Here is a 24,342-nt window from a genome sequence, read left to right on the forward strand (position 1 = left end):
GGGACCGGTGGGAGGTGGACGCAGCGGGAACTGGCGGAAGCATTAGGGTAGAAAGAATCGGAGGTCAGTTAATGGCTCACCCCCGGCCACAACTTTACCCTGAAGACCCTCGCTAAACTGGAAGCGGTACTGGAGGGAGACATCCTGCGGACACCCGAACGTCACGCCAGTCGCCGGCGGGACGGCCCTACGCCGGCCGCACATTGCACCGAAGATCACCGCGAGCGAATGGCCGGACGGCCAAACCCTGCCGCCGTACTCTTTCTTCCCCTGCTGGGGGCGGTGGCCGCCACGGCCGTTTACTTATCGATGCACGGTTCCCCCGCGGAGATGCTGGTATAGACCTACGGGGCCGCGCCCGGCTGCCGAATAAACATATCAAAATTTCCGGGGTAGTAGACCAGGAAAACCCTCACCGCATGCTACGCTACCTTATCCTGCTCGTCTTCCTGTTTACCCAACTCTTCGCCTTCGCCCAACCCACCTACCGAAGCGACGATACGACCGAGAAAGTCTACCGCGTGAAGCCCCTCCCCGAGCTGGGCGCCGCCGCCCTCGGACTGGGGGTGACCATCTACGCCTTCCAGAAGATTAACGGGAAGGACGACTTCGACGCCACGGCCCTGGACCGCAACGACGTACCGGGCTACGACCGCTGGATTTTCCCGGACAACACCAACCGCGTATCGGCGGCCAGCGGCGCCAGCGACATCGGCTTCTACACCGGCATCGGCCTGCCCTTCGCCCTCTTCCTGGACCCCGGAGTGCGCCAGGACTACCTGAACGTCATGACGATGTACGTCCAGGCTCAGGCCCTTAATGGACTGCTCTACGCCGCCACCCCCCTCGGGCCCAGCGTAATCGACCGCGCCCGTCCCTCGGCCTACTATCCGGAAGCCTTCGAGGACGGCAACGCTCCCGGCAAAGACCTCAATGCCTTCTTTAGCGGCCACGTCAGCACCACCGCTACGGGCACATTCTTCGTAGCCAAGGTCCTGTCCGACTACCACCCCGACTGGACCGGCGGACAGCGCGCCCTCCTCTACGGCGCGGCCAGTATACCACCCCTCTATGTCGCCGTGCAGCGGGTACGCGCCCTGCGTCACTTCCCCACCGACACCGTCGTCGGCTTCGGCATCGGCGCGGCCGTGGGCGTACTCACCCCCCACATCCACAAGCGCTGGCAGGAGAAGCACCGCACTTCCCTGGGCCTGAGCGCCTCGTATAGGGGCGATGCGGGCGCGGTGGGGCTGGGGCTGCGGTTTTAGGGGGTGTTGGAGTATTTTCTCTCAATCAGTGTACTACGGCCGTCGACAAATCGGTCATTCTGCGACGGAGATGCCGGGTAGCCAGGTCGAGTGGCCTCCGGTCCGAGACATTCAAGGTTATTGACGTCTGACAACCTTTGGTCCAAGACATATCACTACGCTACGTCTTCGCTCCAAACGTATCTAGGATCAGTGAAATTAACACCTTCCGCCGTGCCGGAGGGAGCTGCACGCCATTCCGACTAATCTCCATTCTGAACTACCTAACTGCCTCCCACAGGACATAGAATACCGCTGGTGCATTCAGGAAGAACCCCATCCTTCACGTCCGCAATCGCTACGGCCCCATCGCCAGCAATCGACCTTGAGGTGTTGAGTCCCGCAAGCGTCTATTCGTCCGTATCCGGCACCAGCGCCCAGATACGTCGCAGGGGGACCCGGGCTCGCCATTCCTCACTGAGACGGTCGTAGTGGCGGTATATCTGCTCCAGCACCTCCCGCTCGGACCAGAGGCGGATGTAGAAGTGGTCGTCGCGGGCCTCCTTGCGCACCGACTGCCGGAACCCGCCCCAGGAAACCAGGAGACCGTGTTCGGCCTTGGTACGGCGCATCACGCCCTGGAGCTCCCGGAGCACCTTGACGTCCACCGGACCGGTGGTGAACTTTACCTGTACGCAAACCCGCGGCTCGCCGAAGCCCAGGGGACCGGAGCCCGCCAGAATGTCCACGCCGCCGTCGGCCCCCGGATTGGTGGACTGGCTCACGTAGCCCTGAACTTCCAGGAGTTGGGTTATGAGGTCGGCGAAGTCGTGGCCGTCTAGCGTACGGAGCATATGGCGCACGATGTCGTCCCCCGCCCGCCGCACGAGATCGACCGGACTGTCCACGGTGGAATCGTCGCCGGTTTCCGGGGTAGGGGACGGGCTGGTCTGGGAAGTACCTTCCGCCGCGGCCCAGATGCGTTCCGCCGCCGTTTCCCGGTTGACGGAGGAGACGGTCAGCAGGCTACCCAAGGAGTAGAGCAGATCCTGGTCGAAGGCCGTGCGCGACACCTCCGCCCGCCAGGCCACCGGAAGGCAGTGGTGCATGGCCCCCTCTTCAGCGTAGTAGTAGGGCCCCGTTACCCGTCCGACGTGCACGGTGGCCTGCTGCTTGCTCGGCAACACGACCGTGGCCCCCTCCTGGATATGGCGGCTGAAGCGCCAGAGCTGTCCGGCCCAGTTACCGATTCCGGCGGAACTCTTATCGGGATACAGTTCTACTAAGCGATCCTTCAGGGCTTCGCGGGAGGAGAAATTGCGTAGGTCGCCGACTTCGTCCCAGCCGACGGTGGCTATTCCGGCGGTAAGGGCGGCGGCTTCCCGCTCACCGTGGCGGCCGGCGCGGACTACGTATACTTGGGGGTTGCTCATAGGTCTGAATGATTAGTATGGATAAGGCTTCGCCACCCCGGGGCGGCGGAGCGCGGGTGCAATGTTCGGGTGGAATAGCCAAGGTAACTGGCAGCAGACTTACCGGCGTGGCTTTTGCGCTAATGGATTGGGCTAGGTAGGGGGTGGGCCGGGTCAACACGAAAACTATGTAGATAATTTATTTGCAAAGACTAGGAAGATCCCTTTATAAGGCAAGGGGTGGGCACCCAGCTTTTTCCGAAGCGCGCTACTCTTCCAATTCCCCCACCACCGACCGGAACCCCTCCAGCGCAGCCTCCAGGCTCTCGATGATCTCCTCCGCCAGCACGTCCGGCTCCGGGAGGTTTTCCAGGTCGGTCAGGCTCTCGTCGCGGAGCCAGAAAATATCGAGGTTGGTCTTGTCGCGGGCGACGATGTCCTCGTAGGTGAATTTTTTCCAGCGGCCTTCGGGCTCCTCCTTGCGGGCGGCGCGGTTGGTGGGAGCGTAGCAGTCGATGAAGCGCTGCAGGTCCTCCAGTTTTAGCGGACGCTTTTTGAGGGTGTGGTGAATGTTGGTACGGTAATCGTAGATCCATACCTCCTTCGTCCAGGGATCCCGGGCGGCGGGCTTGTTGTCGAAAAACAGGACGTTGGCCTTAACGCCGTGCGCGTAAAATATGCCGGTGGGCAGCCGCAGGATGGTGTGCAGGTCCGTACTCTGGAGCAGTTGTTTGCGTACGGTTTCCCCCGCACCTCCCTCGAAGAGCACGTTGTCGGGCAGCACCACCGCCGCCTTACCGTTGGTCTTGAGCAGGGTGCGGATGTGTTGCAGGAAGTTCAGCTGTTTGTTACTCGTCGAAGCCCAAAAATCCTGGCGGTTGTACGTGAGTTCTTGCTTGACCTGCTCTCCCAGTTCGTTGGTACTGGTCATGCTGCTTTTCTTGCCGAATGGCGGATTGGCCAGCACGTAGTCGTAGCGACTGCCGTCGTCACTGATCAGGGCATCGTTTGGACTGATGCTCGGCTCCCCGTCGATCTCGCCGATGTTGTGGAGGAACATATTCATCAGGCACAGCCGACGGGTATTGGCCACGATCTCGTTGCCGTGAAAGGTGTCGTTCTTAAGGAACTTCTTTTCCTCCCGATCCAACTGGTGCTCACGTACGATAAAGTCGTAGGCCGAAAGGAAAAAACCACCGGTCCCGCACGCCGGATCAATGATGGTTTTCATCGGCTCCGGACGCAGGCAGGCCACCATTGCCCGAATCAGAGGACGGGGCGTGAAGTACTGCCCGGCCCCGCTTTTAGTATCCTCCGCATTCTTCTCCAGTAGGCCTTCGTAGATGTCCCCCTTCACATCGGCGTCCAGGAGGCTCCATTCCTGTTCGTCGATCATGTTGATGACCTTAAGCAACTTGGACGGGTCCTGGATCTTGTTCTGGCTCTTCACGAATATCTGTCCCAGCATACCCGGCTCCGTAGCTAACGTCCTTAGCATCTGCCCGTAGAAAGCTTCCAGTTCGGCCCCTCTTTTACTGCTCAGGGTTTCCCAGTTGCAGACGTCACCATCCGAAATCTCGTTTCCTTCTACGTCCTTCAACCGAGGGAAGTTAATGACTTTGCCGTAGGGAGGCTTGGTCAGCTCATCCGCCATTTTCAGGAACAGCAGATAGGTTATTTGCTCCAGATAATCGCCGTAACCTACTCCGTCGTCCCGAAGGACGTTAGCAAAAGACCAGACCTTGGATACGATGGCGGATTGGGACATAAACGACTAATTAAGTAAGCTTAGGGCGGCGGGGCGCAGGTGCAAGGTAGTACAAAGCGGCCTCTGGCCGCGCAAGCACGATGCGGTCTCCGACTGCGCGGGAAATGAAGGTAACTCCATCTTCATCTTCACAAACTGCCATATTTTGAAGACAATAGTCTATTTTGCTTCAAAAAAGCAGCTATGCTGAAGTTTGAAGCTGGAAATTGGGTAAACCAAGGCTACTATCGCGCCTTTATACCCAACCCCGTTAACCGCAAGTGGGAGATCAGCGATCCAGAAATTATCCACCTGCTAAGCAAGGCCAACATTGAGCTGGGGCGACTGGATGCATTCTCGGGCTACGTCAATATCGACCTCTTCATCAGCATGCACCTGACGAAGGAAGCGGTGGAGTCCAATCGCATCGAAGGAACCAGGACCGAATTCGCCGAAGCCTTCATGCACCGGGAGGAATTGCCGCAGGACCGCCGGCAAGACTGGGAAGAGGTCACCAACTACATCGCGGCCATGAAGCACTCCATCAACCGACTGACGGATCTGCCCATCTCTTCCCGTCTTATTCGGGAAGCCCACGGCATGCTGCTGGCAGGGGTACGGGGGCAGCACAAGATGCCCGGAGAGTTCAGGAACAGCCAGAACTGGATCGGCGGCGCGAGCATCTCCGATGCGGTTTTTGTGCCCCCACCCGCTGGTGAACTAGGAAGATTACTCTCTGACCTAGAGCACTTCGCGAACGACCAAGAACACCCGTTGCCCGACCTGCTGCGCGCCGCCATCCTGCACTATCAGTTTGAGACGATCCACCCGTTTCTGGACGCCAACGGGCGGGTGGGAAGATTGCTGATCACGCTGTATCTGATCAGCACCGGCACCCTACGTAGCCCCGTGCTTTACCTATCCGATTTCTTTGAGCGCAACCGCCGACTTTACTACGATAACCTTTCCGGCGTACACGCGAAAAACGACCTCAAACAATGGCTCCGCTTCTTCCTCGTCGGCGTGGCGGAAACCGCCCGTGATGGAATCCGGACGTTTGACGGAATTCTGAAATTATCAAAGTCGGTTGACGCAACACTGCTGACTCTGGGAAGAAAGGCCGAGGATGCACGTATCGTCATGGATGCTCTGTACCTGCGTCCGGTTATCACGATCACGGAAGCGGCGGAACTGATGGGAAAGTCGGAAAACACTTCCAGTCGTCTCCTCCAGGCCCTGCAAGCAGTTGATATTCTACAGGAAAGACCCACTTCCGGCCGGGAGAAGCTGTTCGAGTTCAGGGATTACCTCGAGCTTTTCTCCAGCAGGCGGTAGATTAATAGCCCATACTCGCGTCGTCGCATATACGCTGTATTCAAGCTTTAATGAGTAGCTTGGCTACCACCGCATATGACAGCACAGATAAACAACGATCATCCATAAATGACCACCAACTTAACATTTGACAGGAACAGCGTAAACCATCTCCTCAGTCAAGTTACAAGAATCAAGGCAGCCAACGACCGCATCACCAAACTGAAAAAGGAAAACTTCAACATCTTCTCGCTGCTACGGAAGGACCATGATGAAGTTTACCTCCACTCCGCTTTCATCAAGGATCTGCTGAATCCTCGCGGCACCCATGAAATGGGCTCGGTATTTGCCAGCTTGTTTTTTGAAGTGATTCAAATCCAGTTTCCCGTAAGCGATCAGACAAGTGTCGAAGCGGAAAAAATTTTGCCGCAGTGCCGGGCGGATATTTACCTGCAATCCGGTCAACGTGAATGTATTATCGAGAACAAGATTTACGCCGCGGACCAGGAGAATCAACTAGGAAGAAACCGCGACTACCTGCACGCGCGGGATCCTGAAGGCAGTGTGCTAATCTACCTGACCCTGGATGGACGGGAATCCACCGATGTTAGCGAGGCGGGAGCACCGACAGACCAAACACCGTGGTATCATCAGATCTCCTATCGTGAACACTTGCTCCGGTGGTTACTCCGTTGCCAGGAAAAGGCCGTTGATCACCCACCCCTCCGCGAAACCTTGAAGCAATACATTTTCCTGGTCAAAAAATTGACTGGAAAGCTAACCAACGATGAAATGATTGAAGAACTGAATGCCGCTATCCGGAACAACTTTGTAGTGGCTGATCTGGTCAGTAAGCAGATTGCCACTGTGAGGGTAAAAGCGGTGGCGGACTTCTTTGAGGACCTAAGTGCCGCCCTGACTGAAAAATTGGGAAACATGTGGACCATGAATGTATACGGCCACGGTAATGCAGATATGGCTTCCAAAAAGTGGACCTCGCTCGCGATGGCTCACCGCGCGTGGCCGCCCGAGGTGAAAGTTGAAGTGCAAGGCCAATCCACAAGTGTCGCTGATCAAACGGTGTACGGCATCATTGGCAACAGAAATCAAATCAGCCGGAACATATTGGAAGATCGTTTGGCGGAAGTACCATTCTTTAAGCAGAACAGATCGACCAACGAATGGTGGGTATGCAAAGACAATCTGTTCAATTTTGGCAACCCAGAAGAAATGACGAAACTTTTTGATCCAGCCCTTCGAGCTAGGTTAATCTCCAACGTAGTCGAAAAGGTAGTCAATTTATGTAATGATTCTCAACAACCGCTATCTTCTCTCAGCTCTTAAGTATAACCTACTACCCCTCCCCCTCAGAAACCAGTGCCCATATCCGCCGCAGCGGTATCCGAACGCGCCACTCCTCACTCAGCTTGTCGTAGTGCCGGTAGAATTGCTCAAGCACGTCCTGTTCTGACCAAAGGCGGATGTAGAAATGATCGTCACGGGCTTCTTTAAGCACGGACTGCCTAAATCCGCCCCAAGACACCAGCAGACCGTGCTCTGCCTTAGTACGACGCATCACCCCCTGCAGCTCGCGGAGAATCTTCACATCGACCGTGCCGCCAGGAAACTTCACCTGGACGCACACCCGAGGCTCCTGAAAACCAAGCGGTCCGGAACCCGCCAGAATGTCTACGCCACCATCTGCTCCGGGGGAGCTGGACTGACTGACGTATCCCTGCACTTCCAGCAACTGCGTGATCAAGTCCGCAAAGTCGTGCCCGTCAAGCGTCCGGTTCATGTAGCTAACGATATCATCTTCTGCGCGACGGGCCAGATCGATTTCACTATCCTCCGCGGATTCTTCAACGGTTTCCACCGACGTACGCGATGGTGTAAGGGTGTCCGGTGTCTTCTTTCCGTTAACCATATTCCAGATACGCTCGGCCGCCGCTTCCCGATTAACTGAAGAAACGGTGAGCAAACTACCGAAGGAATAAAGGAGGTCCTTATCGAAGGATGCTCGGGATACTTCAGCCTTCCACTTCACCGGAAGGCAGTGTGGGCTTTGTGGATCGGAGGAATAGTAATAGGGGCCAGTGACTATACCTACGTGTACCGTCGACTGCATTTTGCTAGGCAAAATGATCGTAGCCCCTTCCGGAATACCGTGACTGATCCTCCAGACTTGCCCGGCACGTCCCCCAACCGCACCCGCGCTCTTGTCTGGGTAGAACTCAGTAAAGTGGGCTTTTACCTCATCGCGAGAGCTAAAGTCGCGTAGGTCACCTATGTCGTTAATCCAATAGTGGCGATTCCGCCTTCGATTGCGGCTGCTTCACGTTCGCCGTGACGACCCGCGCGGACTAGGTAGACTTGGGGTTTTCATAGAGATGAAGTGTAATCTAAATAGTTACGGAGGTGTGTTTTCCACATAATTACACGCATCTATTTGTTTGATTACAGGTTATCCACATGGTGAATAAGTTTGAAAAATAACTTAATCAGCTTATAGTCAACGAATTAACTATAATTATCCACATGGTGTGGATAACTATAGATGAAACCAATTTAGTGCTGCCGTATATTTGTAAAACAAAACGAGGCCGCAACATCACTGCTACGACCCCGAGTACTTCACTCGCAAAAGTAAGGCTTCCGCCTAAAATTTGCAAACTCTGATGTGGTGGTGATCTTGGTAAGTCTCGTACTTTTTCACCCTTCAAATTCATGTCAGATGGCAACGAATGGAAAATCCGGCGATGGCCGGCGTCACGGGGCGGTCCGCAAGCGCTCCCAAACCTTTAATCCCAAAACACAGAAGTTTATGAAACGGGATGTTGACTCGGGTCAGTTTATGTCTGTAAAAGGCGATGGCACCCCTTACAAGGGCGTCCGCAAAGAAAACAACTCAGACAAATGAAATTCCAGCAGTATAAATTGGGGCAGCAATCCAGAGGGGCTATCGTTGAGATTACGCTTCAGGGGTCTGCCGCTAATGTGAGACTCATGGATTCTCATAATCTCAGTATGTTTAAGCAGGGCAAAGCACACCGCTATACGGGCGGGCTTGCTAAGCGGTCCCCGGTTAAACTCGTAATTCCTAGCACAGGTCAATGGTATGTGACGGTAGATTTGGAAGGGATGCGAGGCACGGTCCGATCGAGTGTGCGAATGTTGCCCGTAGCACTTCCGACACTTCGGCAAACTGACAGTCCCCTTTCATCCCTGGTGCGGGACAAAGATGAGTTCTCAGGGATTGGTTCTTCCAGTCCCGAGTACGATGTCTTTGTTTCCCATGCATCGGAAGATAAAAACGATGTAGTACGTGCGCTCGTCTTAGCTCTACAAGCTCAAGGGCTGTCAGTATGGTATGACGAACTGGTAATGCAGATTGGAGACAGCCTACGTCGCTCAATTGATGCAGGTCTGTCTCGGAGCCGTTTTGGAGTTGTAATAATTTCTCCAGCTTTCATTGCGAAGCCGTGGACTAACTATGAACTAGATGGCATCGTATCTAACTCGATAAGTGGAAAGCAGAAGATGCTACCTATCTGGCACAATATCGGCCAAGAGGAGGTCCTTTCCTTTAGTCCATCCCTTGCGGACAAGTTAGCACGATCGACTTCAGACGCATCTATCGAAGATATTGCTGTCGAAATTGCTGGTGTCGTGAAGACTACAGATGGGTTCGGAACTGCCGCCGCCTAGATCCTACTTAGAGAGCTCCTTAACGGTTAACCTCCTGGTACGCTTGACACAAGTGTATCAGGAGGTTTTGTATGTTGACGAACAAACGGTTCTAAACCAACTCCCCCGCAAACGCCCGCTTCAACAACCCCTGCCGCAACCCCTTCGCCCGTTCCAGGCTCTCCGTAATGTCCCGCTCGAGGCGGTCGGCTACGGAGAAACGGGATTCTATTTCTTGGACTACGTCAATTTGTTCTTTGATTGAAGGTAGCGGAATCAGCGTTTTTCGAACTGATTTCATTCCTACATTTCCTTGTCCCGTATTTCCTGTTTCAGTTTCAAAAAAACGATCTCGAAAGTGTCGAGTCCAGGAGTAGTACAGAAAGAATTTAGGGTCATATTCTGATTTGTTAAATCGAAGAGCAGCTACTCTCTGGTTGAGTAATAAATTGTCTTTGTTTACAATTGCTGTCCATCCATAATCACGTTGCCCTTTTGTACCTGTTAGAGTAACCAGCACATCACCTTGAAGCAAGCCAGCCTTCCTGATTAATTGGTTTGAAACGCGATTGAGATAAGCAGGGGATTTGAGAAGTTCAAGTCTACCAGGCTTTATATTTCCAATTTTTATAACTTGATATTCCCCATGATCTTTTAAGAAAGTCTTGCTTTTGAACGCGAATCCACCCTTCACATCGGCGATACTATCAATAGGCACGCCATCTTGATACGAGCTAAACGCCTCCTTCAACACACTCTGCCGATACACCTTCAGCTTCTCCCGCGCCGTCTCCAGCTCCGCCACCGAGCGGTCCAGCTCCGCAAAGAGCCGCTCCAGCTTGGCTACGATGGCGCGTTGCTCGGGGAGGGGGGGGATGGGGATTGGTAACTCAGCAAAGACTTTTTTTGATATTTCCTTGAAGGTAGTTCCGCTAGCTCTACTTTCAGCCAACGGCTTAATTGATTTTAAGTAGTAGTATAAGTATTCAGATACTAAGTTTTGATCTGGAACTACACTTTTAAATCCTTGATTAGTTGCAACTTCCTCACTGGCAACTACAACATAGCCAATAGGAGCCCTAGAAGAGAAAAGAACGGAACCTTTAGGCATCAGTTTGGCGGATGATGCATCTAGGCCAGTTTTCGTGATGCTCTTTTTGCCCCTTTTTATGTATATCTCGCTATAGCCTGACAAATCTGCTGGAGTTATCCAGGATATATTCCCATTCCAATATTCAGGGATTTTAGTTTTAGGAGTGCCACCACTCACAATTTTACCGACATCTTTAAGTTTCAAATCTTTCCACCCTTCCCTCATCACGCCACCAATATTTCGTTCATTTCCGCAATAACGGCATTCATTTCCTTACCGAAGGCCCGGTGCATGCCGCCCCGCCCGCCGCGTTGGTCGAAGGGGGCGTAATCCAGGTCGTCGGCTTCGAGGTGGAAGCTTTGCTTGACGTGGTCGCGGATCATGCGCAGCCAGTCCAGTTGCTCCTCCGTGAATTTGGTGACGCCGGTGTCGTTGTTGCGGGCGAAGATCCACCGCTTGTAGTTGCGGTCCACCTGTCCGGGATAGTCGGTCAGCCGTTCGTCCGGACCGGCCACCCGCCGCAGCAGGCTCACCAGGGCCACCAGTTCGCTTTCGGGCTTGCCGCCCTTCACTTTCTCCAGCTTGGCGTAGGCCTCCCACACGTAGGGCGGGGCCAGGTTGGGCCGGTCGGCCTTGAGGGTGGCGAGCAGGCTCTTCACCATGGCGAAGGTGACCTCCCGCCGCCGGTAGGGATGGCGGAAGTAAATGTCCAGGGCCGCGATTTTATCAGCGTGGTCGTGTAGCCAGCTTTCGAAGTCCTTAACGACTTCCTTGCTCCGCTCCCGACTGAAGCCGGCCGCTTCACTGCGCAGTACCTCGTCCACGCTTACGTGGTCGATCGTCTGGCTGTGCACCTTGCGCACGTTCTCCACGTATTCGCAGAGCGCCCCGTTGAAGATGCGCGCTGCGTTACGGGTAAGGTCCTCCAGGGCCTGCTCGGTTGCCCGTTCGATGTCATTAGGCGCGGCTCCTTGTAATTCACCTCGCACCTGCGCCCCCGCCGCCTCCCGTACGTCCGGATCGTAGGCATCCAGTAGCTGCTTAACGGCCTGTTTGATCGTACGCCCGCCCGCCAGCTGCTCGAACTGCGCCCGCTCGTCGGGGGTGATCTGTTTTTCCAGTCTTATGAGGCGGTTAGCGAGGCTGCTGAACAATTCCTCGTCGCGCACGCCCATTTTGACGGCACCCAGCAGGTCCTTCAGGGGTACGCCGGGCTTGCGTTCCAGGGGACGGCTGACGGTCTTTTTGCTCTCGGTGGCCCCTACGGCGTCGACGATCACGAAGTGGGTCTTGGCGTGTTTGGCGGTGCCGCTCACCTCCCGCAGGGCGTCGAAGTCGATGGTGCGGGTGCCGCGGCCCTTCATCTGCTCGAAATAGTTGCTGCTCTTTACGTCGCGCAGGAAAAGCAGGACCTCCAGCGGCTTTACGTCGGTGCCGGTGGCGATCATGTCCACGGTCACGGCGAAGCGCGGGTTCCAGGAATTGCGGAACTGGTTGAGAACGCTCTTCGGGTCTTCTTCGGATTTGTAGGTGACCTTCTTACAAAAGTCGTTGCCCTGCCCGAATTCCTCCCGGATGCACTGGATGATGTCGTCGGCGTGGCTGTCGCTCTTCGCGAACACCAGTGTCTTGGGCACCTCGAAGGTCCCGTCGGCGTGGTAGCGGTCGGGGAAGAGGCCCGGCAGTACGCGCTTAAATTCCCGGATGATGGTGCGGATCTGGTCGGGACTCACCACGTCGCGGTCGAGCTGGCGCCCTTCGTACTCCACGTCCTCGTCGATCTCCTCCCAACGTCTGCGACGGCTCAGCTTTTCCCGTTGCTCGATGCGTTGCTCCGACTTAGGGATGAGGCTGCCCGCCTTCGTAATGCGGGTCTCGATGGAGTAGACGTCATATGGTACGTTGACGCCATCGGCTACCGACTGCTCGTAGGTATACTCGCTCACCACGTTCTTGTTGAAGAAGCCGTAGGTGCGGCTATCGGGCGTAGCCGTGAGGCCGATCAGGAAGGCGTCGTAGTAGTCCAGTACCTGTCGCCACAGGTTATAGATGCTGCGGTGGCACTCGTCGATCACCACGAAGTCGAACTCTTCGATGGGGTGGCGTTCGTTGTACACCACGGGTAGGGGTTCCTTCTTTTGCCAGGTGGATTCGTTGGGGTCTTCCTCCTCGGCGGTGGCGTCCAGTTCCTCGCCCTTCAGGGTAGCGTAGAGCCGCTGGATGGTGGAGATCACGACCTGGCTATCGCCGGCCACGTGGCTGCTGCTCAGTCGTTGCAAGTTATAGAGCTCGCTGAACTTGCGGTTGTCGTCGCGGGGCTGGTAGCTGAGGAAGGCCTGCTCGGCCTGTTCGCCGAGGTTGCGGGTATCGACCAGGAAGAGGACGCGGTTGGCCTTCGCGTGCTTCAGGAGCCGGTACACGAAAGTACAGGCGGTAAAGGTCTTGCCGGCACCGGTAGCCATTTGGATAAGGGCGCGCGGTCGGTTGTCGGCGAAGGAGCGTTCCAAGTTATTGATTGCCTCGATCTGGGCGGGGCGTAGTCCCTGCTCGGGCAGGGGCGGCATATTTTCCTTCAGGCGGCGGCGGAGCGCGGGTCCCGTGGAGGCCCAGGAAAGCAGGGTTTCCGGGCGGTGAAAGCTGAACACTTCCCGGCTGCGGGGTAGGGGGTCGCGGAGATCCGTGAAGCGGGTGATCTCCCCCGTGCTTTCGTACGCAAAGCAGAGCTTGTCGGTGCTGACGAACTTCATGCCGGCCGTGAGATAGCGCAGGCTCTGTTCCTCCACCACGGTGATGTTCATACCGGCCTCCTCCCGCTTGGCCTCGATGACGCCCACCGGGTGTTGCTTTACGAATAGCACGTAATCGGCCGGTCCTTCATTGGTTTGGAACTCCCGCACGGCCACGCCGTCATTGGCGTAGAGGTCGACATTGTTCTTGTCCTGTACGGTCCAACCGGCCTGCCGCAGGTGACGGTCGATGCGGTCGCGGGCGAGTTGCTCGGGGGATTGGTTCATCAATTTGGGGTGCGATGGACGGGTAGGGGCTGAGGCCTGAATAGCGGTGAAACAGCCTATTTTTTTTAAAAATGGTCCGTGTAAGGTAAATCAAAACAAAAAATAAATAATACGTCGCGTCACTTATACTTGGCGCGGTCACTGCATATGAAAAGTGGGGAAGCACCGATCTTGGGGGTGTCGAGCCTCCCAACCCATGTACTTCCCCGTGGTCAGTCCAGCTGACCTTGAACGAGCAAGATACCACCATCTTCACTCCCACGACCCCTTAATCCGCCAGCGGATGCACTTTTTGTGTTTGCGCACTCAGGGCCACGTCCCCGGGGAGAGCGCAAAGATCCTCAACATTCACCGGAACACGGCAACGCTGTGGAGTAAGCTCTACATCACCCAAGGCATTAGCGAACTGCTCACCCACCAGCACTACCGACTGTACAGTGAGCTACTGGATCATATGCATAGAGTCAGTGCCGAGTATACTAATCAACCTCCCCGTAATTTGTCCCATGCGCGGGAGCGTATCGAGCAGCTCACCGGACTCAAGCGCGGACTGACCCAAGTGCGTCGCAACCTTAAACAAGTGCTAGGCTTAAAATGCCGTCGCTACCGCCGTCTACCGGGTGGTAATTAATCGATCGAAGAACTGGCGGCAACCCAACTCGTATTATATGCCATAAAGAACTATCTAAATCGCTGGCACCCAAATTCCAAACCCTCAAACCAGACCCAAGCTTTTCACAGCTAGTGGCCGCGTGAAGTATAATTGGACTAATGATCTCCCTCATTCCCGTAAAACCAGTGCCCAAATTCGTGTCCGATCACCCCACTGTAGTGGTATAGCAGATTACCGACTACTCCGATCAATAAGATGAATAGGATAATCTTCGCGATATCTTTAGGTGAGTTCAAATTCATTTTTCCTTTCACTTGCTTTTAAAAAATGCACGTCCTCGAAGGAGGACGTGCAATATAGTTAATCGATTACATGATCCTCTTCGTTGCCATACCACCAGTGTCCGAAGTGGTGGCCGAGGTCTTGCCCAATCTCGTAAAGCAGGCCCCAGGGGGTCCAGCTTCCGGCGGAGGGCTGTTCGCCCCCCGTTACAGTGAGAATTTCGTGTTGTTGTAAGTTTTTCATGGTTTTGAATTTATTGTTAACACTCTGGAATTACCGGAGTAATCGGTTCTTCTTCTTTCGCCGTGGTTTCATAGCGGGAATTGTTGCAGCCGTCGATGAATCCGGCGACAATGATGCCGACGCCTAACACGACAAGCCAGGGAATTCCTCCTTCGATGGTGGTGGTTTCTTCAAAAGATAAGGGTTGCATAGACTGTTATTTAGTCGTTATTAAATAGGATCCCATACTGACCACGCTTCAAAGGAAGGTTGGTGATGGTTCCCGGTGATTGATAGTGCAATAATCCACCTTGCCACTCCACTATTTGTGGAGTGGTGTTAAATTTTTCAGAAAGGAAGACAATCCGCTTGTCCGAACGCCTCTCAGCATATAGGAACACGAGTTTGGGGATAGGGCAGCCTCCTGTGCGAATGATATCCGGTTCGGTAAGCCAATATATCCTGGTGATTTCCTTTACCGTATTCTACTGCAAAATCTATACTGCCGCCGGTCGTTTACTATGACTACACCCCACCCCCATGCCCACACCTCCCCGCCCGTCCCCGGGTATCTACCTTGAAGATCTCTACAATCCGCGCCGGCGCATCAGCCGCGAATATTTCCCCGCTTTTGCCCTCTTGTTGTTGGTTACTCCCGCACTCATATTCTTCGGGGTGCCTACGCTGCTCGCTATCCTGGCGAACCCCAGGCGACACGGCGATGGATTGCTGTTCGGGCAACCGCCGATTATGTTTGCTCCCTACCTGTATCCGTGGTTTTATTTGGCGTATGTATACCTGGTGATTACCGTGTGCGTCAACCGGATGCGGGCGGCGGGTCGGTCGCTGTGGGTGTTGCTTGTGCCGGTGTATAATGTGTACGTGCTGCTTACGGGGGCGGATCGGATAGGGGAGAACGGGGAGTAATGGAAGTTTGGTGGACGAAGACTTATCAGCGCGGCCGGAAGCCGCATCGAACTACGCGGCCGGAGGCCGCATCGTACTTGGTCGGCTCCCGCGCACCGCCGCCCAGTTCACTCCAACAATTACCTTGCCGCGAATTCACCTACCCCTATGAATAAGCTTTTACCCCTACTCGGCTTTGTTTTTTTGCTAGCCTTCCGTCCCATACCGCTCCACGCGCAAATGCCGGATACCGATGCTCCCCCGGACCGTACCGGCGAACTCATCGACCGGCTGTACAGCGTCGAAGGCTTTCAGGCCCGCTTCAGTCAGGCGTTGGAGGCAAACCCCGCATTCACGGCCAACGCCGGCGAACGGGTATTCATCGACCGGCTATCGGCCCGCGCCCGGGAAAGCGCGCTGTTCACCTACGCTACCGCGGTCCGTACGATGCTGGAAGATTTCACCCCGGAGGAGATCGAGGCCATGATCACGGCCCTGGACTCGCCCGCCGGACCTCCCCTGATTCGTCTACTGCTGGCCGATCAGCTCACGCTCCACCAACGGCTCGCGGACTACGTCACCACCATCGTAGACGACGGACTGGCCGCGCTGGTGACCCGCGATAGCCTGCTCTATATGCGGGAATTCAGTCAGGACCTCCGCCAGATCATGGACGGCGAATACCTGGACAGCCCCCTGCCCGGCGCGGCGAACACCGTACGGCGGGAAGGAAACCTACAGACCGAGCAGGTCGGGGAGGCGATCTTCCGCTTCGATATCGAATGGCTGTCGAACAGCAAGTATTCCATCAGCGACCGAAAAAGCAATCCCGTCACCCTGGGCCCGCCCCTGGTGGTCAACATCTACGAGATAGAGGGCAATGAATTCAGGTACATCTGGATGAATCCCGACGGCTCCTACGGTAAGGACCACCTGATCAAAACCGGCTACACCTCCTACGAACAAGAACTCAAAACCTTCCGCTGGGCCCTCAACGAGCAGTACCTGAGCCCCGGCACGTCGCCCCTGCCCGCAGCCGACCGGGAGGCCTTCGCGGCGGGGGAGGGCCACGGTTTTTATCCCCCCGACGAAAGTCTCCGCATCACCGCCCGCTTCACGCCCGACACCACCTTTGCCCAACTTACCATGGCCACCAGTAGTGCGGATTCCGTGACCTATAGGGTGTACGGCAAAGCGCACTTCAAAGTGGGCGGCGAAGCGCAGGAGCTCACCTTATACCAAAGCACCAATGACGAGGTGACGACCCTGTTCGTTCCGTTCCAGGACGCAACCTCGGGAACAAGCAGCTACGGCGGCGGCAGGTATATGGACGTCCCCGTACCGGCCGGGGATACCGTGGTGCTCGACTTCAACAAGGCTTACAATCCCTACTGCGCGTATACGGATGGGTACGCCTGTCCGGTACCCCCCGCGGAGAATCGCCTGCGGGTCGCCGTAGCGGCGGGGGTAATGGCGCCGGTGAAATGAGGCCTTTGGGCAGCGGGAGCCATCGCTAGCAAACCCGGTGCCCGTCCTCCGCGTTCTCTCCCTTTACCCCAATCGAATACCAACCCCTATGGCCAGTCCCAATACCCCGGAAGTAGCGTCCCCCCTCGTCCACCCCGAAATCGAAAAGGTGGAGTTGAAGTATCTCACGATCCGGGAGTACAAGCAGCTGCGGGCCATCATGGAGAAAGCCTACGCCATGCTGCCCGACGCGGCCTGGTCGCGCGGCGAGATCCAGCAACTGATCGAACGCTTCCCGGAGGGGCAGGTCGCCATCCACATCAACGGACAACTCGCCGGCTGCGCCCTGTCGATCATCGTGGACTACTCCAAGTTTAACGACAACCACACCTATGAGGAGATTACCGGCAAGTACACCTTCGATACCCACGACCCGGAGGGGAATATCCTCTACGGGGTAGACGTCTTCGTAGCCCCCCAGTTTCGTGGCCTGCGCCTCGGCCGGCGCATGTACGACTACCGTAAGGAGCTGTGCGAGGAGTGGAACCTGGAGGGCATCATGTTCGGCGGCCGCCTGCCGAAGTACTACGAGTATGCCGACAAGCTGACGCCCAAGCAGTACATCGACCGGGTGAAGTCGAAGGACATCCACGACCCCGTCCTGAATTTTCAGTTCGCCAACGATTTCGTGGTCAAGAAGATCATGAAGAACTACCTCGAGGGCGACCTGGAGAGTAAGGAGTACGCCGCACTACTGATGTGGAACAACGTGCTCTACACCGCCCCGACCCGCAAGGTGGGCACCGACAAGAGCGTCGTGCGCCTCGGACTCGTCCAGTGGCAGATGCGGCCCTACCGGAGCATCGAGGAATTGCTGGAGCACGCGGAGTACTTCGTGGATGCCGTAGCGGCCTACCGCTCGGATTTCGCCCTGTTCCCGGAGTTCTTCAACGCGCCGCTGATGGCCGACTATAACGACCTCCCCGAGCCGGAAGCTATCCGCAAACTGGCGGAGTTCACCGAGCCCCTCGTGAAGAAGTTCTCGGAGTTCAGCATCTCCTACAACATCAACATCATCACCGGCTCCATGCCCTCGGTGGAGGACGGCAAGCTCTACAACGTCGGCTACCTCTGCAAGCGCGACGGCTCGGTAGAGAAGTTCTACAAGCTGCACGTAACCCCCGACGAGGCCAAGGTCTGGGGCATGGTGGGCGGTACACAGCTACGCGCCTTCGATACCGACTGCGGCAAGATCGGCATCCTGATCTGCTACGACGTTGAGTTCCCCGAACTGCCCCGCTTACTGGCCGAGCAGGACGTGGACATCCTCTTCGTTCCCTTCCTCACCGACACCCAGAACGGCTATAGCCGGGTACGTCACTGCGCTCAGGCCCGCGCCATCGAGAACGAGTGCTACGTGGCCATCGCCGGCTCGGTGGGCAACCTGCCGAAGGTGCACAATATGGACATCCAGTACGCCCAGTCGATGGTCTTTACGCCTTGCGACTTCGCCTTCCCCAGCAACGGCGTCAAGGCCGAAGCTACCCCGAACACGGAAATGATCCTGGTGGCCGACGTTGACCTCGATCTGCTGAAGGAACTCCACGAACACGGCAGCGTGCACAACCTGCGGGACCGGCGAACGGACGTGTATTCGCTGACGCTGAAGTAGGTGGGGGAAATTTAGCTTTAGGTCGAGTGGCCTTTGGTCCGAGACTTTTTCTCACCACGGATTGAGGTCGAGACGTTGCACGCCGAGGGGTGGCTCTTCACCACGGATGACCACCGATTCTCACGGATTAAGGTCGAGGCGTTGCACGCCGAGGGGCAGTAGCTCCTCACCACGGATAGCCACCGATCCTCACGGATTTAAGGTCGAGGCGTTGCACGCCGAGGGGGGCAGTTGCTCCTCACCACGGATGGCCACCGATTCTCACGGATTAAGGTCGAGGCGTTGCACGCCGAGGGGGTAGCTCCTCACCACGGATGACCACCGATTCTCACGGATTTGTTTGCGGATTTGAGCATCATCAGGTCGAGTGGCCTCTGGTCCGAGACTTCACCACGGATAGCCACCGATTCTCACGGATTAAGGTCGAGGCGTTGCACGCCGAGGGGGTAGCTCCTCACCACGGATGGCCACCGATTTGCACGGATTCGAGCATCATCAGGTCGAGTGGCCTCTGGTCCGAGTCTTCACCACGGATGGCCACCGATTCTCACGGATTTGAGCATCATCAGGTCGAGGCGTTGCACGCCGAATGTGGTAGCTCCTCACCACGGACAGCCACTGATTTGGTTTACGGATTTTTCACAACTCACTCGTCGTCCCCTACAGTTCGTCGCCCGACTTGACTAGAGAAAGTACCCCCTCACGCCAGCACATCCCGCACCACTTCCCCGTGCACGTCCGTGAGCCGGTAGCGGCGGCCCTGGTGCTTGAAGGTGAGGCGTTCGTGGTCCACGCCGGCGAGGTGGAGTAGGGTAGCCTGAAAGTCGTGGACGTGCACTGGGTGTTCCACGATGTTGTAGCCGAGCTCGTCGGTCCGGCCGTAGCTGATGCCGGGTTTGACGCCGGCGCCGGCCATCCAAATGGTGAAGCAGCGCGGGTGGTGGTCGCGGCCGTAGTTGGTGGCGGTGAGGCTGCCCTGACTGAAGTTGGTGCGGCCAAATTCACCGCCCCAAATTACCAGAGTATCCTCCAGGAGTCCGCGGCGCTTGAGGTCGGTCACGAGGGCGGCGGAGGCCCGGTCGGTGTCGCGGGCCTGTGAGGCGATCTCGCGGGGCAGGTCGGCGTGCTGGTCCCACCCGAGGTGGTAGAGCTGGATGAACTTCACGTCCCGCTCGGCCATCCGGCGGGCGAGGAGGCAGTTGGCGGCGTAGGTGCCCGGTTTGCGGGCGTCCTCTCCGTACAGTTCGAATACTTCGTCCGGCTCGTCGGAGAGGTCCATCACTTCCGGCACGGAGGTTTGCATTCGGTAGGCCATTTCGTACTGGCTGATGCGGCTGTCGATCTCGGGGTCACCGAAGTCCCGGAGGCGCAGTTCGTTCAGTTTGGCCAGCCCGTCGAGGAAGCGGCGGCGAGTGTTGCGGTCCACGCCCGCGGGGTCGCGGAGGTAGAGGACGGGATCCTTACCGCCGCGGAACTGCACGCCCTGGTGGAGGGAGGGTAGGAAGCCGTTGCCCCAGAGACGGGAGTAGATCGGCTGGGGCCGCTGGGCGCCGCGGCTCAGCAGTACCGTGAAGGCGGGCATGTTTTCGTTGTCGCTGCCCAGTCCGTAACTCATCCAGGACCCGATGCTCGGTCGTCCCGCCTGCTGACTGCCGGTCTGGAAAAAGGTGATGGCCGGATCGTGGTTAATCGCCTCGGTGTGCATCGTCTTGATGAAGCAGAGGTCGTCGGCAATGGCCGCCGTATGGGGCATCAGTTCGCTTACCCAGGCCCGGCTTTCGCCATGTTGCTGGAAGTCGAAGAGGGAGCCGGCCATCGGTTTGCTGCCCTGGCCGGAGGTCATGCCGGTGAGCCGCTGATCGCCGCGAACGCTCTCGGGCAGTTCCTCGCCCTGACGCTCTTGCAGCACGGGCTTATGGTCGAAGAGTTCGTACTGGCTGGGCCCGCCCGACTGAAAGAGGTAGATCACCCGCTTGGCAATGCGTGGCAGGTGGAGGCGGGAAGTCGGATCCGGGGACTGGATGAGGGCGGGCTTCTCTTTGCTACAGCCCAGCAGGGTACCCATCGCCAGCGACCCCAATCCTAGGCTAGCCCGGCCGAAAAAGTGGCGGCGGTTCATCCGTAATCTGGCCTCGTCGGTGGGGTCGAGCAACATAGTGGGGTGTTTGGGGAGATGCCTCATTTTCGCTGGGCTTCGTCGAGGTTAAAGATGGCGCTCACCACCAGGCTGGCGGCGGTCGGCTCGGCGGTCGGCTCGGAGGAATAGTGTGTCCGGTTCTCCTCCAGCATTTCAATCAGGATGTCCCGCTCCTCCGGGTTGGGCGGGCGGGAGACGATGCGCTCGAAGGCCCGTTCGATCAGCGCGGTTCCCGACAGATTCCGGGCCAGCAACGTCCGCGCCAAGTGATGGGAGGCCTCGTGGTACAGCGGTGCGTTGAGCACCAGCAGCGCCTGCAGGGGGGTACTCGTTTCCTGTCGCTTCACGGTGCAGACGGTGCGTTCGGCGGCGTCCATCGTCAGCATATCCGGGGGCGGGATGGTCCGCTTGAAGTAGGTGTAGAGGCTGCGACGGAAAAGGTCGGCGCCCCGGCTCGGGCGGTAGACGGGTTCCCCGATCTCGGAGGCCATTTCGTTCCACAGCCCCTTTGGTTGGTAGGGTTTCACCCATTTCCCCCCGATCTCGTCGTTGAGGAGTCCGCTGGCCGCGAGGGCCTGGTCGCGCAGCATCTCGGCGGTAAGCTTCCCGGCCGGTCCCCGGGCCAGCCACTTGTTTTCACCGTCCCGTTCGTGATCTCCGGGCCGTAGCCTGCCGTCCTGGCGGTAAGTCTTGGAGAGCACCATCGTGCGCAGCATGGCCTTGGTGTCCCAGCCACTATCGCGGTAGGCCAGGGCCAGGTAGTCCAGTAGTTCCGGGTGGGTGGGCAGTTCCCCCTGGTTGCCGAAGTCGTCGGCGGTCTTGACGAGCCCCCGCCCGAAAATCTGCTGCCACAGGCGGTTCACGGCTACGCGGGCGGTGAGGGGGTGATCGTCGGAGAACAGCCATTGCGCCAGGCCGAGTCGGTCCTTCGGCGCGCCTTCCGGGAGGGGAGGGAGGGCGCTGGGTGCCTTCCGCTCGACCCGTTCGCCGAGTTGGTCATATTCCCCGCGCAGCCGCAGGTAGGTCGGGGCTACCGTATCGCGCTCCTCCATGATCATAACGGAGGGTACGGATTGATCCACCGCCCGCAGACTGTCCAGCAACTCCACGTTGCGGCGGTAGGTGTCCGAATAGTGCAGCAGCATATGCTTATGCGCGGACGCGGGAGCAAAGCGGTCCAGGGCAAGCGATGCTTCCGGGAGATCCTCCGGAGTGACCGCCCGGGAAAGCAGGGCAATCTCCACCGGACTGAGCTCGCGGTCGTACACCCGCAGTTCGTCGATCGCGCCGCCGGCGAAGCCACCCAGCTCCCCCTTAATTTTCCCCCGCTGGTTCCAGTTGCCCAGCGCGAAGTGGTTGCCGTTCAGAATCGTTTTACCGCGTAGGTTGTCTACCAGGGTTCGTTGCTCCTGCGCGCGTCCGCCCAGGTAAAGTTGTATGCCGTCCGCCCGCCCGGAACCGTCGTAGGTCACCGCCGCCGACTGCCAGGCGCCGGCGGGTACTGATGCCACGCTACGCACCTCCACGGCCTCCAGATCGTCCGGGTACCGGTCCGGCTGCCACCAGAATCCGGACAGGCGGAAGGCAAGCTTATTCCCCGTCGTGAGCACCAGGTCGTAGCCGTTGTGCCGCAGTTCGTCCATGCGCTTGCCGAAGATCGCGCGGGTATTGCCCCGCCCGTCGTGCCGGATCCAGACCGTGGCGGAGAAGGGCTGATGATGCTCGAAATCGCCGATGAGGCCCAGGGAGACGTAGTTTTCCCCATCGAAGGTGAGGGCATCGCCGCTATTACCCGTGGTTACCTCGACGTTCGCAAAGGTCGGCGGCAGGTTGTAGTTCATCCACCCGTTTTCTCCCTCCGGTACCGTCGCCCGGGTTCGTTTGCCCGGATTCTCGTCGAAGCGGTAGTGAGCGACGAGCCCCCGGTCCAGGCGCTCCGCCGCGGATGCTTCCGGTGCGTGTACAATCGGTAGTCCGCGGGAACGCTCCAGTTCCCGCTGGGTACTTTCCAGTCGGGCAATGTACGCCTTCACCCCCTCGATCCGCTCGATCAGGGCGGGGTCTTCGATTGTCATGTTGGGTACGGGGGCTTCGTCATAGTAGCCGTTGGCGGCGCCCCGTTCGTTGATGTTGTTGAAGAAGGCGGTGAGCTGGTAGTAGTCCGTGTGCAGGATCGGGTCGTACTTGTGGGTGTGGCACTTGGCGCACTCGACGGTGAGGCCGAGAAAGGCGGTGCCGAAGACGTGGGTGCGGTCGGAGGCGTATTCCGCCAGGTATTCTTCCGGGATAATGCCGCCCTCCTGGGTGATCGGGTGGTTGCGGTTGAAGCCGGTGGCCAGTCGTTGCGCGTAGGTGGGGTCGGGCAGGAGGTCGCCGGCCAGCTGCCAGGTGACGAAGTCGCGGTAGTTCAGGTTATCGTTGTAGGCGCTGACGACCCAGTCGCGCCAGGGCCACATCGTGCGGGGGCGGTCGTCCTGGTAGCCGTGGCTGTCGGCGTAGCGACTCAGGTCGAGCCAGATGGAGGCCATGCGCTCGCCGTAGTGGGGGGAAGCGAGCAGCCGGTCGACCACTTTCTCGTAGGCGACGGGAGCATCATCCTCCACGAAAGCCGCCAGCTCCTCCGGGGTCGGGGGCAGACCGGTAAGGTCGAAGGTCACCCGGCGCAGCAGCGTGGCCTTATCGGCCGCGGGACTCGGCTGCATCCCCTTCTTTGTCAGCATGGCCAGTACGAAGGTGTCGATCGCGCTTTCGGCCCAGGCGGCGGGGTCATCTACCTCCGGTACCGCGACCGGCCGCGGGGGGGTGAAAGCCCAGTGCGGTTGGTAGATGGCTCCCTGCTCGATCCACCGGCGGATCACTTCCCGCTCGTAGGGGGTGGTGGTCAGGTGGCTCTCCGGCGGGGGCATGACGACGTCGGGCCGCTCGCTGACCAGGCGGCGATATACTTCGCTGGCGGCGGGGTCCCCGGGTACGATGGCGAAATGGCCGGGCTTTTCCCGGAGTTCCCGAAACGCACCCTCGGCGGTGTGCAGCGCCAGGCCGGCTTTCTGTTTGGTGGGGTCCGGACCGTGGCAGGCGAAGCAGCGATCGGACAGGATGGGCTTGACGTCGAAGGTGAAGTCCGGCTGATCCGGTACCGTGGCCATCCAGTCTTCCGTGGGTCCGCTACCGCAGCCGGCCATACACAGCAAAGACACCGCTACGGCGAACAGGGGCAGGAGCGCGTTCGACTTCCGTGGGTGTGGGGGCATGGTGCGGATTCGACTTTGGCTACCAAGTATACAAAGTTTCGCAGACTACTAAGCTATTCTCGGCGAGGGGCCACCCCTGGGCAGACGGGTGGGGAAATTCGTGGAAATACGTGCCCATCCGTGGTGAACGTGTCTCGGGCCGGAGGCCGCTCGACCTGAAACCTCGAATCCGTCGTGCACGGCTCGGCGTGCAACGCCTCGACCCGAACCGTGCGGCAGCAAAATCCGTGGAAATCCGTGCCCATCCGTGGTGAACGTGTCTCGGGCCGGAGGCCACT

17 protein-coding genes are annotated in these 24,342 nt (G+C 57.9%); 8 read left to right on the plus strand and 9 right to left on the minus strand.

The features are described from left to right. Positions 1-419 precede the first annotated feature (419 nt). Positions 420-1,268 carry a phosphatase PAP2 family protein gene (locus NMA52_RS11340; protein WP_254827780.1) on the plus strand — a complete coding sequence of 283 codons (849 nt, stop codon included), beginning with the start codon at positions 420-422 and terminating at the stop codon, positions 1,266-1,268. A gap of 389 nt (positions 1,269-1,657) precedes the next feature. Here NMA52_RS11340 and NMA52_RS11345 read toward each other — a convergent pair whose 3' ends face one another. Then, a complete protein-coding gene (locus NMA52_RS11345; protein WP_254827781.1) occupies positions 1,658-2,680 on the minus strand; it encodes a restriction endonuclease in 1,023 nt (340 codons plus the stop codon). A gap of 247 nt (positions 2,681-2,927) precedes the next feature. Beyond that, positions 2,928-4,427, minus strand: a complete 1,500-nt coding sequence (locus tag NMA52_RS11350) for a class I SAM-dependent DNA methyltransferase (protein WP_254827782.1) — start codon at positions 4,425-4,427, stop codon at positions 2,928-2,930. Between the two features lie 183 nt (positions 4,428-4,610). Here NMA52_RS11350 and NMA52_RS11355 point away from each other — a divergent pair, with 183 nt between their 5' ends. Together NMA52_RS11355 and NMA52_RS11360 are read left to right on the plus strand one after the other, a co-directional pair. After that, on the plus strand, positions 4,611-5,741 hold the full coding sequence (locus NMA52_RS11355) for a Fic family protein (RefSeq protein WP_254827783.1): 1,131 nt from the start codon (positions 4,611-4,613) through the stop codon (positions 5,739-5,741). A 108-nt stretch (positions 5,742-5,849) separates the two neighbouring features. Next, positions 5,850-7,064 carry a PD-(D/E)XK nuclease family protein gene (locus NMA52_RS11360; protein WP_254827784.1) on the plus strand — a complete coding sequence of 405 codons (1,215 nt, stop codon included), beginning with the start codon at positions 5,850-5,852 and terminating at the stop codon, positions 7,062-7,064. Positions 7,065-7,074: 10 nt separating this feature from the next. Here the strand turns inward: NMA52_RS11360 and NMA52_RS19180 are convergent, their stop codons facing one another. Beyond that, the gene (locus NMA52_RS19180; protein ID WP_254827785.1) at positions 7,075-7,767 is read right to left on the minus strand and encodes a restriction endonuclease; all 693 of its coding nucleotides are present in this window, start codon (positions 7,765-7,767) and stop codon (positions 7,075-7,077) included. 687 nt (positions 7,768-8,454) lie between these two features. Here NMA52_RS19180 and NMA52_RS19185 point away from each other — a divergent pair. Both NMA52_RS19185 and NMA52_RS11370 read left to right on the plus strand, forming a co-directional pair. Next, on the plus strand, positions 8,455-8,640 hold the full coding sequence (locus NMA52_RS19185; protein WP_371930959.1) for a hypothetical protein: 186 nt from the start codon (positions 8,455-8,457) through the stop codon (positions 8,638-8,640). Then, entirely contained in the window at positions 8,637-9,428 is a 792-nt protein-coding gene (locus tag NMA52_RS11370; RefSeq protein ID WP_254827786.1) for a DUF1883 domain-containing protein, read from the plus strand. The genes NMA52_RS19185 and NMA52_RS11370 overlap by 4 nt, the downstream gene beginning before the upstream one ends. A 91-nt stretch (positions 9,429-9,519) precedes the next feature. Here NMA52_RS11370 and NMA52_RS11375 read toward each other — a convergent pair whose 3' ends face one another. From NMA52_RS11375 to NMA52_RS11390, 4 genes are all read right to left on the minus strand, one after another. Then, entirely contained in the window at positions 9,520-10,725 is a 1,206-nt protein-coding gene (locus NMA52_RS11375; RefSeq protein ID WP_256534265.1) for a restriction endonuclease subunit S, read from the minus strand. Next, on the minus strand, positions 10,725-13,514 hold the full coding sequence (locus NMA52_RS11380) for a DEAD/DEAH box helicase family protein (RefSeq protein ID WP_254827788.1): 2,790 nt from the start codon (positions 13,512-13,514) through the stop codon (positions 10,725-10,727). The genes NMA52_RS11375 and NMA52_RS11380 overlap by 1 nt, the downstream gene beginning before the upstream one ends. A gap of 973 nt (positions 13,515-14,487) precedes the next feature. Beyond that, entirely contained in the window at positions 14,488-14,652 is a 165-nt protein-coding gene (locus NMA52_RS11385; protein WP_254827789.1) for a hypothetical protein, read from the minus strand. A gap of 16 nt (positions 14,653-14,668) precedes the next feature. Beyond that, a complete protein-coding gene (locus NMA52_RS11390) occupies positions 14,669-14,842 on the minus strand; it encodes a hypothetical protein (protein ID WP_254827790.1) in 174 nt (57 codons plus the stop codon). Between the two features lie 329 nt (positions 14,843-15,171). On the opposite strand from NMA52_RS11390, the gene NMA52_RS11395 reads away from it, so the two are divergent. The 3 genes from NMA52_RS11395 to NMA52_RS11405 all read left to right on the plus strand — a co-directional run bounded on the left by NMA52_RS11395 (position 15,172) and on the right by NMA52_RS11405 (position 18,676). Further along, a complete protein-coding gene (locus tag NMA52_RS11395) occupies positions 15,172-15,558 on the plus strand; it encodes a hypothetical protein (RefSeq protein ID WP_254827791.1) in 387 nt (128 codons plus the stop codon). A gap of 147 nt (positions 15,559-15,705) precedes the next feature. After that, positions 15,706-17,025, plus strand: a complete 1,320-nt coding sequence (locus NMA52_RS11400; protein WP_254827792.1) for a DUF1684 domain-containing protein — start codon at positions 15,706-15,708, stop codon at positions 17,023-17,025. 88 nt (positions 17,026-17,113) lie between these two features. Continuing rightward, entirely contained in the window at positions 17,114-18,676 is a 1,563-nt protein-coding gene (locus tag NMA52_RS11405; protein ID WP_254827793.1) for a carbon-nitrogen hydrolase family protein, read from the plus strand. Positions 18,677-19,376: 700 nt separating this feature from the next. Here the strand turns inward: NMA52_RS11405 and NMA52_RS11410 are convergent. Together NMA52_RS11410 and NMA52_RS11415 are read right to left on the minus strand one after the other, a co-directional pair. Further along, complete coding sequence (locus NMA52_RS11410; protein ID WP_254827794.1) at positions 19,377-20,831, minus strand: DUF1501 domain-containing protein; 1,455 nt, start codon at positions 20,829-20,831, stop codon at positions 19,377-19,379. 23 nt (positions 20,832-20,854) lie between these two features. Then, positions 20,855-24,064, minus strand: a complete 3,210-nt coding sequence (locus NMA52_RS11415; RefSeq protein ID WP_254827795.1) for a DUF1553 domain-containing protein — start codon at positions 24,062-24,064, stop codon at positions 20,855-20,857. Between the last annotated feature and the right edge of the window lie 278 nt (positions 24,065-24,342).

It is taken from the genome of Lewinella sp. JB7 (genome assembly GCF_024297185.1).
Lineage (GTDB): Bacteria > Bacteroidota > Bacteroidia > Chitinophagales > Saprospiraceae > Neolewinella.

What these genes read in the sequence shown, in the direction of transcription:
- NMA52_RS11340 (WP_254827780.1), top strand. Translation starts at nt 420, where the DNA reads ATGCTACGCTACCTTATCCTGCTCGTCTTCCTGTTTACCCAACTCTTC.
- NMA52_RS11345 (WP_254827781.1), bottom strand. Translation starts at nt 2,680, where the DNA reads ATGAGCAACCCCCAAGTATACGTAGTCCGCGCCGGCCGCCACGGTGAG.
- NMA52_RS11350 (WP_254827782.1), bottom strand. Translation starts at nt 4,427, where the DNA reads ATGTCCCAATCCGCCATCGTATCCAAGGTCTGGTCTTTTGCTAACGTC.
- NMA52_RS11355 (WP_254827783.1), top strand. Translation starts at nt 4,611, where the DNA reads ATGCTGAAGTTTGAAGCTGGAAATTGGGTAAACCAAGGCTACTATCGC.
- NMA52_RS11360 (WP_254827784.1), top strand. Translation starts at nt 5,850, where the DNA reads ATGACCACCAACTTAACATTTGACAGGAACAGCGTAAACCATCTCCTC.
- NMA52_RS19185 (WP_371930959.1), top strand. Translation starts at nt 8,455, where the DNA reads ATGGCAACGAATGGAAAATCCGGCGATGGCCGGCGTCACGGGGCGGTC.
- NMA52_RS11370 (WP_254827786.1), top strand. Translation starts at nt 8,637, where the DNA reads ATGAAATTCCAGCAGTATAAATTGGGGCAGCAATCCAGAGGGGCTATC.
- NMA52_RS11375 (WP_256534265.1), bottom strand. Translation starts at nt 10,725, where the DNA reads ATGAGGGAAGGGTGGAAAGATTTGAAACTTAAAGATGTCGGTAAAATT.
- NMA52_RS11380 (WP_254827788.1), bottom strand. Translation starts at nt 13,514, where the DNA reads ATGAACCAATCCCCCGAGCAACTCGCCCGCGACCGCATCGACCGTCAC.
- NMA52_RS11385 (WP_254827789.1), bottom strand. Translation starts at nt 14,652, where the DNA reads ATGAAAAACTTACAACAACACGAAATTCTCACTGTAACGGGGGGCGAA.
- NMA52_RS11390 (WP_254827790.1), bottom strand. Translation starts at nt 14,842, where the DNA reads ATGCAACCCTTATCTTTTGAAGAAACCACCACCATCGAAGGAGGAATT.
- NMA52_RS11395 (WP_254827791.1), top strand. Translation starts at nt 15,172, where the DNA reads ATGCCCACACCTCCCCGCCCGTCCCCGGGTATCTACCTTGAAGATCTC.
- NMA52_RS11400 (WP_254827792.1), top strand. Translation starts at nt 15,706, where the DNA reads ATGAATAAGCTTTTACCCCTACTCGGCTTTGTTTTTTTGCTAGCCTTC.
- NMA52_RS11405 (WP_254827793.1), top strand. Translation starts at nt 17,114, where the DNA reads ATGGCCAGTCCCAATACCCCGGAAGTAGCGTCCCCCCTCGTCCACCCC.
- NMA52_RS11410 (WP_254827794.1), bottom strand. Translation starts at nt 20,831, where the DNA reads ATGTTGCTCGACCCCACCGACGAGGCCAGATTACGGATGAACCGCCGC.
- NMA52_RS11415 (WP_254827795.1), bottom strand. Translation starts at nt 24,064, where the DNA reads ATGCCCCCACACCCACGGAAGTCGAACGCGCTCCTGCCCCTGTTCGCC.